Origin of the sequence: uncultured Campylobacter sp., assembly GCF_938045595.1 — a bacterium.
GTDB lineage: Bacteria > Campylobacterota > Campylobacteria > Campylobacterales > Campylobacteraceae > Campylobacter_B.
Genome location: NZ_CALIBB010000313.1, coordinates 1 through 13,145, shown reverse-complemented (window position 1 = coordinate 13,145; position 13,145 = coordinate 1). Strand labels below are relative to the sequence as shown.

Annotated in this window: 11 protein-coding genes; 2 read left to right on the top strand and 9 right to left on the bottom strand. The window is 41.9% G+C overall.

Annotated features, from left to right (window positions below):
• Positions 1-81 precede the first annotated feature (81 nt).
• On the top strand, positions 82-2,454 hold the full coding sequence (locus Q0340_RS11980; protein ID WP_298083497.1) for a ribonucleoside-diphosphate reductase subunit alpha: 2,373 nt from the start codon (positions 82-84) through the stop codon (positions 2,452-2,454).
• Between the two features lie 19 nt (positions 2,455-2,473).
• On the top strand, positions 2,474-4,255 hold the full coding sequence (locus Q0340_RS11975) for an AAA family ATPase (protein ID WP_298083496.1): 1,782 nt from the start codon (positions 2,474-2,476) through the stop codon (positions 4,253-4,255).
• A 111-nt stretch (positions 4,256-4,366) separates the two neighbouring features.
• On the opposite strand, the gene Q0340_RS11970 is transcribed toward Q0340_RS11975, so the two are convergent.
• The 9 genes from Q0340_RS11970 to Q0340_RS11930 all read right to left on the bottom strand — a co-directional run.
• Complete coding sequence (locus Q0340_RS11970) at positions 4,367-6,139, bottom strand: GTP-binding protein (RefSeq protein WP_298083495.1); 1,773 nt, start codon at positions 6,137-6,139, stop codon at positions 4,367-4,369.
• On the bottom strand, positions 6,132-7,283 hold the full coding sequence (locus Q0340_RS11965) for an MBL fold metallo-hydrolase (protein ID WP_298083494.1): 1,152 nt from the start codon (positions 7,281-7,283) through the stop codon (positions 6,132-6,134). Before Q0340_RS11965 ends, Q0340_RS11970 begins: the two co-directional genes overlap by 8 nt.
• A gap of 10 nt (positions 7,284-7,293) precedes the next feature.
• Positions 7,294-8,685, bottom strand: a complete 1,392-nt coding sequence (locus tag Q0340_RS11960) for a hypothetical protein (RefSeq protein ID WP_298083493.1) — start codon at positions 8,683-8,685, stop codon at positions 7,294-7,296.
• 106 nt (positions 8,686-8,791) lie between these two features.
• Positions 8,792-9,964: a PAS domain-containing sensor histidine kinase gene (locus Q0340_RS11955; protein ID WP_298083492.1), complete on the bottom strand. Its 1,173-nt coding sequence runs from the start codon at positions 9,962-9,964 to the stop codon at positions 8,792-8,794.
• Positions 9,955-10,653 carry a response regulator gene (locus Q0340_RS11950; RefSeq protein ID WP_298083491.1) on the bottom strand — a complete coding sequence of 233 codons (699 nt, stop codon included), beginning with the start codon at positions 10,651-10,653 and terminating at the stop codon, positions 9,955-9,957. Before Q0340_RS11950 ends, Q0340_RS11955 begins: the two co-directional genes overlap by 10 nt.
• 97 nt (positions 10,654-10,750) lie before the next feature.
• Positions 10,751-11,665, bottom strand: a complete 915-nt coding sequence (locus Q0340_RS11945) for a DUF3137 domain-containing protein (protein WP_298083490.1) — start codon at positions 11,663-11,665, stop codon at positions 10,751-10,753.
• 97 nt (positions 11,666-11,762) lie between these two features.
• On the bottom strand, positions 11,763-11,984 hold the full coding sequence (locus Q0340_RS11940) for a hypothetical protein (protein WP_298083489.1): 222 nt from the start codon (positions 11,982-11,984) through the stop codon (positions 11,763-11,765).
• 19 nt (positions 11,985-12,003) lie between these two features.
• Complete coding sequence (locus Q0340_RS11935) at positions 12,004-12,429, bottom strand: hypothetical protein (protein WP_298083488.1); 426 nt, start codon at positions 12,427-12,429, stop codon at positions 12,004-12,006.
• A 203-nt stretch (positions 12,430-12,632) separates the two neighbouring features.
• Positions 12,633-13,145 (bottom strand): hypothetical protein (locus Q0340_RS11930; protein WP_298083487.1); only part of this gene is annotated, 513 nt, incomplete at its 5' end.

Here is a 13,145-nt window from a genome sequence, read left to right as displayed (position 1 = left end):
TATTACGCCGCCTCTTTTGACGACGTATTTTATATTGGGAAACTAACGCTAAATTTGCATTTTTAAATTTCAAGGAACGATATGAAAGTAATCAAACGCAACGGCAGAACCGAGGAACTTGACGTAAGCAAGATCAAAAAATACACGAGCGAGGCAGTGGAGGGGCTGGAAAACGTAAGCCTTAGCGAGCTTGAGGTGGACGCAAAGATCCAGTTTCGCGATATGATCACCACGGAGGAGATCCAGCAAACCCTCATCAAAACCGCGGTCGAAAAGATCGACGTGGACCGCCCGAACTGGACTTTCGTCGCCGCGCGGTTATTTTTATACGATCTATATCACAAAGTAACGGGCTTTAGCGGCTACAACAGCCTGCAAGATTACTTCGCTCGCGGCGAGGCGGCGGGTCGCATAATGCTCGGCTTAAAAGAAAAATACGATCTAGAGGATCTAAATTCTTATCTGCAGCCGCAGCGCGATTTGCAGTTTAATTACCTCGGCATCAAGACGCTTTACGATCGCTACCTCATCAAGGATAAAAGCGGCGCGCCGATCGAGCTTCCGCAGCAGATGTTTATGGCGATCGCGATGTTCCTCGCGCAAAACGAGCTTGACTGCCAGAGCTGGGCGAAGAAATTTTACGATCTTATATCTAAATTTGAAGTCATGCTCGCGACCCCTACGCTTTCAAACGCCCGCACGACGCGACATCAGCTAAGCAGCTGCTACGTGGGAAGCACGCCCGATAATATCGAAGGAATTTTCGATAGCTACAAGGAGATGGCGCTACTGAGCAAATTCGGCGGCGGTATCGGCTGGGACTGGTGCAAGGTGCGCGCGATGGGCGGCAGCATCGACGGGCATAAAAACGCTGCGGGCGGCATCATCCCGTTTTTAAAGATCACAAACGACATCGCCGTCGCCGTCGATCAGCTGGGCACGCGCAAGGGCGCTATCGCCGTGTATATCGAGCCGTGGCATATGGACGTGAGCGACTTCCTCGATCTGCGCAAAAACTCGGGCGAGGAGAGGCGCCGCGCGCATGAAATTTTCCCCGCGCTGTGGATAAATGATCTGTTTATGAAAAGACTTCAAAGCGGCGGCAAATGGACGCTCTTCGATCCCGCAGAAGTAAGCGATCTGAGCGATCTATATGGCGCGGAATTTGAAGCGCGCTACGAGCAGTACGAGGCCGACGATAAAATTTCAAAATCTACGATCCTAGCAAAGGAGCTTTGGAAGAAAATTTTAACGAGCTATTTTGAGACTGGAATGCCCTTTTTATGCTTCAAAGATAACGCCAACCGCATCAATCCAAACGCGCATCAAGGTTTAATCAGAAGCTCAAATTTATGCACGGAGATCTTTCAAAACACGGCGCCGAACCACTACAAAATCAAAGTCGTTTTCGCTGACGGCAGCGAGAGGCTGTTTGAGGAAAACGAAGATGTAAGAACCGACGCGGGCATCGTAAAAAAGGCGAAAAAGATCACCGCGCTGGACACGCTGGGCGGCAAAGAAATTTTTATCGTAGAAAAGGGCTGCAGCGAGGGTGCGACGGCGGTTTGCAACCTCGCAAGCGTAAATTTAAGCAAAATCAATAGCCGCGAGGAGATAGCTCGCGTGATGCCGATCGCCGTGCGAATGCTCGACAACGTCATCGATCTAAATTTTTACCCGCACGCCAAGGTCAAACACACCAATCTAAAAACGCGCGCGATAGGGCTCGGCGTAATGGGCGAAGCGCAGATGCTGGCCGAGCGCGGCGTGAAGTGGGGCAGCTACGAGCACTTCGAGCTGATCGATAGGATAATGGAAAACGTGAGCTTTAACGCGATCAAGGCAAGCTCAAATTTAGCCGTAGAAAAGGGAAGGTACCCCGATTTTGCGGGTTCGAAGTGGAGCGAAGGAATTTTCCCGATCGATTTAGCGAACGAAAACGCCAAAGCGCTCGTTAAGCGCGGCGGACTTTTTGAGCAGAGTAGCTGCGACTGGGACGGGCTGCGCGAAAAAGTAAAGCGCGACGGCATGCGAAACGGCTACCTGATGGCGATCGCGCCGACATCGAGCATCAGCATACTCGTAGGCACCACGCAGACGATCGAGCCGGTGTATAAGCGCAAATGGTTCGAGCACAACCTAAGCGGCATGATCCCGGTCGTCGTACCGAATTTAAGCCCAAAAACGTGGCAGGCGTACGTACCTGCATACGAGCTTGATCAGCGCCTGCTCGTAAAAGCAGGCGCTATCCGCCAAAAATGGATCGATCAAGGCCAGAGCCTAAATATCTTCATGAGCTTGGATAAGGCAAGCGGCGGCTATCTGAGCGAAATTTACACGCTTGCGTGGCAGCTCGGGCTAAAATCGACCTACTATCTACGCTCCGAAAGCCCCGATAGCGAGAAGCTAAACAACGTCGCGGATCGCTCGATCGAGTGCGAAGGGTGTCAGTAAAAGGCAAAAGGGTTAATATATGAAACTAGATAGATTTGAAATAAAAAATTTTCGTTCAATAAAAGACATGACGATAAATATTGAAGAGAGAAATGGTAAAAAATGTATAATATTAGTAGGCAAAAATGAGGCTGGAAAAAGTAATATATTAAAGGCTATATCGGCAGTATTTGGTCAATATGAAGTTAGCATCAAAGATCAAAATAAAAACGCCACAGATGATAAATATTATATTCGTGCGATATTTAAGTTAGAAGAGAACGATTTCAATGTCTTAGAAACAGGGTTATTTGAAGAATATAATATAAAAGATACCAATATATTCCAAAATAACTTAGATATTAGAAATTTTATAAAAGAATCGTTTAATGAAATCTTATTGACTATAAAAATAGATGATAATGAAGAACCTAGATTAAAATATTGGAGCTATAAAACACTAGATAAGAAATATAAAATTTTAAGATCAGTCTATTACGAACAAAATAGCAAACAAATTACAGTTTCTAGCAAAGAAAATTCGATTGGGAATGAACTTTTAATTAATGACCTTAAAAATATTATATTCACGAACATTGAAAACTATATTATCAACATAGAAGAACTGTATAATAATATGATTTTTTGGGAATACAATGATCAATATCTATTACCATCAAGTTTAAATAGTGAAGATTTTAAAAATGATCCGGACATATGTATACCTCTAAAAAATATTTTTTATCTAAATAATATAACAGACATAGAGCAAGATATTGAAAATGCCAGTAAAAAAGATAAAGGATTGCATGGTTTTCTAGAAAGAATATCTAAAGAGGCTACAAAAGAATTTAGAAAAATATGGCCCGACCTAGATAACATAGAGTTTATTATAAGAAAAGATGGCGAAGAGTTTGATATACGAATAAAAGAAAAAGAGTTTTATTCTAATGAGGATAGAAGTGATGGCTTTAAAAGGTTTATAGCAATATTGCTTATGTTATCGATTGAATCTAGAACACAAGAAGCCGATAACAGATTAATTTTATTTGATGAACCAGATGCTTTTTTATATCCAACCAGTGCTAGATTTTTAAAAGAAGAGTTGCTAAAAATTTCAGAGAATTCTATTGTAATATATTCTACGCATTCCCCTTTTATGATAGACAACGAGTGCATAGAAAGACACCTGGTTATAGAAAGAAAGGATGATATTTCAGAAATAGTCCCACAAGGTAAATCACCATTTCAAGAAGACGAACTTTTAAAAAGAGCAATTGGAAGTCATATATTTGAAAGTATACAGTCAAAAAATATTATTTTTGAAGGCTATATGGACTATAAAATTTTTAAAATGTTTTGTAATACAAATGATTTTAAAAATTGCGGGATAGTGTATATGGGCGGCATAAAAGACGTTGATATGATAACTACTATGATGATGCTAACTGGTAAGAAATTTCTTATAATATCCGATAGTGATGAAACTTCAAAAAATAAGAAAAAAGACTTTGAGGAAAGATTTCCGGAATTTAAAACTAATTGGATTGAATATGATATTGCGGGTACAGAATTTAAAACTATTGAAGATTTTTATAGTGATAAATATGTATTAAATAATTTAGAAGGTGAAAAATTTGATATAAAAGAGCATGATAATAGTAAAGCTTGTATGGCCAATATAAATAAAATTATAAAGGATAAAAACAAAATTAAAGAATTTAAAAACAGGCTCATAAATAATATTTCCAAAAATGATATGAAAAAGGATAAATATACTATATTTATGGATATTATAAAAAAGATCTTAACAAACCTGTAGGGAATAATAAATCCAAAGTCACAGCTTATTTTGCTCTTGTTTTGAATTGTCGGCTGCTTATGCAATAGTTTTGATCAAAACCCTAAAAGGCGTTTACTTGTCTATTTTTGATTAATTATTTATAAATTTATCCGAAACCAAAGCGCTTTTATCTATCCCTCGCCCGATGAAAACCAAAAAATTATCGCAGCATTTGCGGTCGCTAAAAGGCGTTATCTCAAATTTACCGTTTACGAACTGCACGACGTATTGCGCCTCATCATCTTTGAAGCTCGCAAGCCCTTTTATGCGGTAAAAATTTTCCGGTATATCGCTCATAAATTTGATGAAATTTTGCCTATCGATGGCCTCAGGAAGGTCTTTTTTAAACGAGATTATCCCCTCGTCTTCGTGCGTCGCGCCCATCTTGCCCTCGAGCAGGACGGACGCCATATAGGAGGTGTCGCTCTGGCGGTAGAGCAGATAGTTTGGATTTAGCTCGGCGCCAACCGTCTCGAATATCTCGGCGCAGCGGTTGTTTTGAATCAAAATTTGTCGTATCCGCTCCTTCTGCTCGGGCGAGATCAGATCGATTTTATTGAGCACTATGACGTCGGCGGCCTTGATCTGCTCGAGCATTATTCTTGATCTGCCCCGCTCTTTTAAAAAATTCGCCCCATCCACGACGGTGACGATGGCGCATAGATTGACCGCGTCTTTTATCTCGTTTAGCTCGCTTAAGATATTGAAAGGATTGGCGACGCCCGTGGTTTCAAGCACGATGCTGTCGGGCTTTTTGGGCTTAAGCTGCGAGATCGCAAGCTTGATCTGCCCTGCCATGGAGCAGCAAACGCACCCCTCATCGATCTCTACGAGCGCGTATTTGGCGTCCAGCAGTGCGCCGTCTAGGCCGATCTTGCCGATCTCGTTTTGGATGATGCCGGTAAATCTATTTTGCGCCGTCTCGTGCTCGATGAAATTTTGGATAAATTTCGTCTTGCCCGAGCCCAGATAGCCGGTGATGATGAAGAAATTCGGCCGCTCGCCGCCTTGCATAAAAATTTGCTTTTTATCCTCCTTGGCTAAGCGTAGCAAGAATTTAAACAAAGGTGCCGAGCCGGACAGCTTCTTAAAAGATCTATCGTCAAATTTAATGCGTTCGTCGCTCTCGCCCTTGCTGCCGTAGATTAAATTTACAAAAATTTCGCCGCAGAGCGGATCTGCTTTGCTTTCTAAATTACGGTCTTTGTCGTAGATCACGCCGCGAGCCGCTTTTTTGTAAATTTCAAAGCTCTCATAGCGCGGCTCGTAAATTCTGCAAAGCGAGATATGCAAAAAGTTCATAAACGCAAGCGACACCCTAAAGCAGGGGAAATTTTTATCGAGCCCCTCTTTTGCTATGATCTGCTTACCCTCTACGCGCACACCGTCCTTTGCGTACGACCTATCTCTGAGCTTCGTTTTAAAAGATAGCGCCAAGCCCCGCTCTTGCGGCTTTAAATAGATCGTAGCGACGCAGAAATTATTTAAAAGCTCCTCGTGCGCGGAGAAATTTCGCACCTTTGCCAAAAAGTCCGCCTCCCCAGCCAAAACGGCTTCAAAAAGCGAGACGCTACCTAGCAGTTCGTCGTTTGCGGATGGGAAATAATAAAGCTCAAATACGCCCGCGCTATCTTTCACCTCCCGCAAAACGATGCCGTAAATTCCGCTGTAAAAGCCAAATTTGATGCTCCAGCATTCGTTAAAATAGTTCCCTTTATACATCCCTTGATACCTACTTGAGGATTTTACGTCGCTATCGTATAGAGACTTCATCAATATACATCTCATAAGCGACCTGTAATCCTCAAACGAGTATTTAAATTTCAAAGGGAAAATATCTTGAAATTCCATGCTTCTATCCAAATTTAACCTTATCGCCGTTGCCCAGATAATCGGACGTTTTGGTTCTAAATCTAGCCGTGCCCTTTACGATCGGATAGCCCTCGCGGACGAATTTTTGCACGGTCAACAGACCCGTGCAGTGGTTGCACGCCATGACTTGATAGTTCCATCTTTTAAGCCCGATAACCAGATCGTCATATTTTGGATCCCAGTCGTCAAACGGCGAGATATGAAGTCCGCCGTAAAGCCCGTAGAGCTGATCGTTGTCATATTTTAGCTCTTTGTATGCGGAATCAGAGAATGTAATAATACCCTGATGACAACATCCCGTAATGCTCACAAGACCTTTGTCTTTAACGTTTACGAAGATCGACTGCTCGCCAAAAACCCTCGTAATGATAGGGCAGTCGTAGCAAAACGTACACATTCCGGGCTCGATCTCGTTTCTACCTTTTTTAAACACTACAAGCTCGCCTTTATGGCCTGAATCTTTGATATATTGTCTGCCCTCGGGGTAAAAGCCTTCGTGAATGATTATTCTGATGTCGGGCTTATACTTTAAAACGACGGGCAACGCCCAAAAGTGATCATAGTGCTCGTGCGACATTATGAGGGTGTCTATTTCGCCGCTTTGCAGCATCTTATCGATCCCCTCCCGCTTAAAGCACTCGTGCATCCACTTATATGACCAGCCGCAATCAAGCAGATATTTTTTCTTTTCGCCGTTTAGGCGCTCTATCTCTATGAGAGCGGAGTAGCCGCCGGCGTTATCGGGATTTACGGAGAGCTTTTTGGTTACCTCCCAAGCCTCATCTATTTTATCGGGTAGAAGATGCTTGATTTGTGAAATTCCCTTTTCGTAGCTACCTTTAGCAAGCCCTTTGCCGTTACCGAACGGCGGCCAGTTAAATAGATATTGGTTGACTAGCAGTCCGCCTGCGCCTTTAATATCTCCCATCAGCATCGAGTTGTCAAACCAGCTCGTTTCGGAGATATTAGTAACCTCGACGCTTTTAATCGCGCCAAAATCGGTCATCTTTCGCACTTCATCCGGAAGAAAAAATTCCCTCGCAGGAGAGTATGAAAATACCCCCATCGATGCAAGTGCGCCGAGTCCTATGCCCGCTGCGCCGCCTTTTATAAAATCTCTTCTAGCTTCATTCATCTCATATCCTTTATTTAAAAATTGTAAGCATATTGCCCACGACAGGCGCTAGATAAACTACGGCTACATAGATGATCACGCCTATGATAAAGCCTACCACCAAGCCTTTGATGGAATTTTTATTTCCAAAATCATCTTCCTCGCCTGCTTCCTCCGCTTCCTCTTTCTTGCCGGCAAGCTTCCAGCCCGGCCAGCCGTCCATAAACCAGTAATTTATCAGCATTACATTGATAAACCAGATCATCGGAATCATAGGGAATTGTTGCGGGTGCGAAAAGCCCTTTTGGGTGCCTAGTAAAAAGTGAGAGACCTGATAATAGACATAGTATAGGATGATAGCCGCTACCATGCTTATGATCGTTCTAAGAAGGATATTTACAGGCTTTGAAAATTTATTGACCGCGTTGTTGCAGTAAAATTTAATAAATAGCACCGGCACCAGCCAAAATATAGCTATCTCGCCTACGTGCAGCCATCGCCAATCGGGCGCGAAGAGCCTCCTGTCGCCTCTAATATGCACGCCCCAGATGAGCTCTTGCAAATAGTAAAAGAAGAACGAAAAGCAAAACGCCATCGCTATAATGCCGAAAAACGACGCCACCCTTCTAAGCCAGTTCGTCTTAATAAGGCTAAAAGGATACCTCTCCCAGATAGTTTCATACACCCACACCATAACGGTACAGCACATGATCCATGCGATATTGAAATTTCCGTGCACGGTATCGGCGAAGTTGTGCCACCAAGGCGGAGTAATGGATGTGTATTTTTGCCACGGATCGAATAAAATTCCCATTTGCGAGTGGAAAAATACGAAATATACGATCATACTTAGCAAAAAGGTCCAGATAAAAACTGTAAAGCCTTTAACGGGCTGCTTTAGCTTCTGCCACGGCGAATTATCCGCAGCCACCACCCAAGAAGGACTTAACCACGATGCGATAGCGGCAAACATCAAAATGGCCTGAGCCGAATACTCAAGGGCGTAAAAATCGGTTATGCCAAGCTCCGCAAGCCTTCGCGGGCTAAAATACGATATGGCAAGCTCGCCTAAAATAAATTCGAAGAATATCTTTAAGAATACGAAGAAGGTAAAAAACACCATCACGGTAAAGATAATGCCCTTTTTCGCTGGTCCCGCCGTATAGAGCCACTCTCTTTTAAAAGGCCAAAAATCAAAAATATACGCGATCCAGATGATGACTACGAGCAGCCATCTGCACCACATATATCCCACGTATGGAGTATACATCCTCATCAGTCCCCTAGGGTCTTGAAAGATCCACCACGATGCGTAAAACACTACAAACAAAAACAGAGTGTTTACAAGCACCGATGTGAGCGGAGAATACCTTCTAACAAGCTTCCGCTCCTCCAGATAAATTTTCTCTTCAGGTTCGCTCATCGCTTCCTCCTTACATAAAATTTAATCTTTATTAAATTATATAAAAAGAGTGCAGCTCATTTGTAGCGTAAATTTGGATTAAATTTTAAATTGTCTCAGAAAAGTTTCATTTCGGAAGTTTGATTATGAAATTTGAGCCGTTCTTTAGGCTCTCTACGACGAGCGAGCCCTTGCAGTGATCTTCGATGATGATCTTTGACATATATAGCCCGATGCCAGTGCCGTTTTTACTGGCTTTGGTAGAAAAATACAGATCGAAAATTTTATCCGCGATCTCCTTTTTGATGCCGCCGGCGTTATCTTTTACGCTTAAGCAAAGATAGGACTTTTCGATGTAGGTTGAAATTTCGATAACCCCATCGTCGATATTTCTTTCTAAAAATGCGTCCTGCGCATTTTTTATGATGTTTAAAATAACCTGCGAAACCTCGTTTTTATATGTGAGCAAAGTCTGGTTGCAGCCGTATTTCGCGTAAATTTTAATCTTTTGGTTTTGCAGTATCGCTTTTGCGATATTTATCGCCATATTGCAAAGCTCCTCCAGGCTCGTAACTTCCTTGATCTTAGCGGGCTTAAAGAAATTTCTAAACTCGTCGATCGTTTCGGATAGGTGCTTGGAATACTGCTCGATCTTGCCTAGCTCCTCCAAAAGAGCCGTTTTATCAAATTTATCCGCCATCAAGCAGCTGGTGCTTAGATAGGAAGCCGTAGCCGAGATAGCGGACAGCGGCTGCCTCCATTGATGCGCTATCATATTTAAAATTTCGCCCATCTGAGCGAGCCTTGATTGATACTGCAACTGCTCGTCTTGGCGCCTTATGAGCTTTAGCTGCTCCTCGATTTCGTGGTTGAGCGTTAAATTTAGCCGTTTGACCTTTAGCCTGCTTTGCTTTAATTTCTTCTCCGCCATCACTCTTTTGGTGATATCCACCACTATCCAAAGCACCTCGTCGTTTCCCGATATGGAGTCGCCCGAAATTCTAATCCACAGCCCTTTGCCGCTTTTGTGCCTTAGCTCGTAGTTTAGCTGCAGGGCCTCATTTTTTCTTACTTTATTAAAGGCGATGTCTGCAAAATGCAAGTATTTTTCTTCGCTTAGATGTATGGTTTGCGCGGATTTACCGATGATCTCGTCGTATTCGTAGCCGAAAATTTTACAAAAGGTCTCGTTGCACTCCATAATATTTCTTTTCTTGTCCACGATGAAGATGCCGACGCCGGAATTCGAAAATATCGTCTCAAATCTCTGATGGTTTTTCTTGATGTCTACTATCGCCATTTTATTCTGTATCCTTGCGAGTAGATGTTTTCTATCAGCTTATAGCCGATTTTTCGGTGAAATCTGGATATGATATTTCTTACCCGCTTGTCGTCATATCCGCCATAGTCCTCAAACAGCTCGTTTTCTATCTCAAGACCGCTTGCGATCCGTCCGCTAGAGCTTAAAAGCAGCTGCAACAAAGAGGTTTCGTTTTTGGTTAGTTTGATAATTTCGCCTGCCTTGGATAGGGTTAAACTCTGCTTATCCCACACAAAATCGCCGCTTAGATAAATAAACTTTCCCGGTTTCGTTTCGATGCTTTGCGTGATTTTTTCAAGCACGCTTAGTAGATCCTCTGTCGTAAAAGGCTTTAGAATATAGCCGTCCACGCCGATGGATATCGCTTTGGTGAAAAATTTAGACTCGTCATGGGCTGAAAAGATGACCGTTTTTACCAAAGGATCGATCTGTTTGATCCGCTCTATCATCTCAAGCCCGTTAATGCCCGGCATATTGATATCGGTAAAAACAATACCCGCTTTGCTTGCTTTAAATTTCTCGATACCTTCCTGGGCGTCGCCGCAGTCGATAACTTGATGAAAGAATAGTTTTAAAATTTTCGCGGTCTGCTGCCTTACCTCATTATCATCCTCGACATATAGGGCGCGCATACTGCGAGTTTGAGCTTGTATTTCGTTTATATCCATAATGCAGCCCCTCCTTTTTAAATTTATCCGTTATCGTAAATTTTATTCTACCCGCTGCGATCGCGCTTTAAGCTTTAAATTTTAAATCGAAATATTTCTACTCTACCTGCCCGAGCTTTTTGAGATAGGCGAAAATTTTAGCGATCTCGATCATTTTATTTAGGCTTTCGAGCAGTTTTGCGCTTTGCGAGCTCGGCGCGGATTTGAAAATTTCGCTATTTTCAACGCCGATTACGAGGCTGTTCTCGCCCAGATAAAGCTCGGTTTTACCAAATAAATTTACGGTGATCGTCTGCATATTTTCTAAAATTTTTTTGTTTTGCAAAAATGCGGCGGCAGCGGGATTGTTTAGATATACGTCAAACGACGCGCTTAGATGCGGGCTGTCTTTAAGCAGCTTCAGATCCGATGCGCCGAAGATGAACTCTCCGCGCGGCACGACTAAAATTTTACTATCAAAAGTCTCGCTAAAATCAAATTTTGCAAAAAGCCCGTCGAAAATCGCCGTATCATCCTTCTTTTTAAGATGCAAAATTTTATCCAGCTCAAATACTCGATTTTCTCTGTTTTTATCGAAATCGCGACTTAGGCAGATGTCGCCGATTTTTATGCCAAATTCGGGCGTCTTTCCTACTATAGCGTGCTTGCAAGTGCATAGATTTGCCTCTTTACGGAGCGGATTTTTGTAAATTTCATCGAGTAAAAACGCGCCGAAAGGCTGAAAGGTAAGACGCAGCTCCTTTGCGATCCAAAGCAGAAATTCATTCTTAAAGGCCTCTTCGCTGAGCACTTCAAATTTACGCGAAATGCGCACAGCTAGGTATTTGTAAGCAGGATAAGTAAGAGCTAGCAACACTAATAAAAATAGGAACGAGAAATCTCCGAAATCCTTGCGCATAGCAATAAATAGCGCCAGTACTACCGCTGCTACACCGCCACGCGCCTTCCAAAGCGCCACATTGCGCATTCCATCTAGTTTTTGCTTTTTTAATTCGTAAGAAACAAGGCTCATCGCTATCCCCGTGAGTGAAATTTGACGCTCATTATAGCGAAAAATGGGATTAAATCAAGCCATATGATAAGCGCGTTGCTATTTATAAGGCGGGTTTTTATAATAGCTCAAAAGCATAGAAATCGCCGTCTTTTTCTCTGCATTTTACAATATCGCCCTGTTTGAATTCTAAAATTTCATCCAGTTCGGATTCAAATTTCGTCGTATCGGTAATTTTAAAAATATATTGCGCGATTTGAACAGCCTTTACCGGGCGCCATACATCGATATCTTCGTTTAAAATTTTTATAAAAATTTCTTTATCGGTCGCGTTCGCCATATTAAACCTTTCTGCCCGGTTATCTAAAATTCTTTCTGCCTAGCCACAATTTAAGATATTTTAATACGGGTCTTAAATAATCATTAGTAGCGTTGGCTTTAAAGGTGCTTACGTCCGATTCTATCAAATACCAGCTATATCCGTCATCCTTTAAAATATTCATTTTGCGATGTTTGGCCTCAGTGTTTGCGTCCGATATCTCTATATCCAGCACTTTATTTGCAATATTCATCTGTACCGATAGGTTAGGGCTTAGATCATATATGAAACGGTTAAGATCTTTGATGATATGGGTATTGTATACGTCATCGATCATCTCGGCTCTTCTCTTCTTAAAAATTTTCTTCTCTATCGGGTCTCCATCAAAAAGCTTTCCATGATGATCTTCATCGGCTATGAGCTCTTCGTAAGATATGATAAAACATCCAAAATATCCCCTATGCATCCCAAATTTCCAATTCGTAGGCACCGTTTCATCTATTACTTGAAAATATTCACTATCAAATTGATACCAATCTCTATCATCTTCAAGTGGCAATATGCAGTAATAAACCTGTCCCTCTTCATATTGGATACCATGAACAAAATAGGTTCTGTTTAATCCCAGATACTCATGCTCGTCTTCTTTTATACATTTTACAATCATTTTTAATCGTCCTTAAATTTGAAATCGTCTACGACCTCTATAATAGGCGGGTCGCTTTTATCGCCTATTATATTATTTTTAACAAGTTCTGTAAAAAATTCTTTGTTTTTGGATTTGTTGATTGTCTCTTTTATAGCATTAAAGGATAATTTTAAATTATTTAAATTGCCGTCTATAATGTAAAAACCGTTTTTCTCGCACAATGATATTATGCCCCTTAATACGGCCTCATACTCGGATCTAAAATCGATACGAAACGTAACGGACTCTATTATATTATTAGCATCAAAAAGTACCTCTAAGCGGTTGCCGTTTTCGCTTCCGTATAGATCTATTTCGTTAGACCAAGATTTTTCGGGCTTTAATAGGCGCGAAATTTTAGAAAATATCTCTTTTTTGATCTTTGCTTTTTTCCAATACTTATCGTCTTCAAAGAGCTTTATATTGCCATATTGCCGGCCGTATTGCAGATCGTAGGTATCGCTTTTGGACAGAATAAAAAACTTACATTGCCA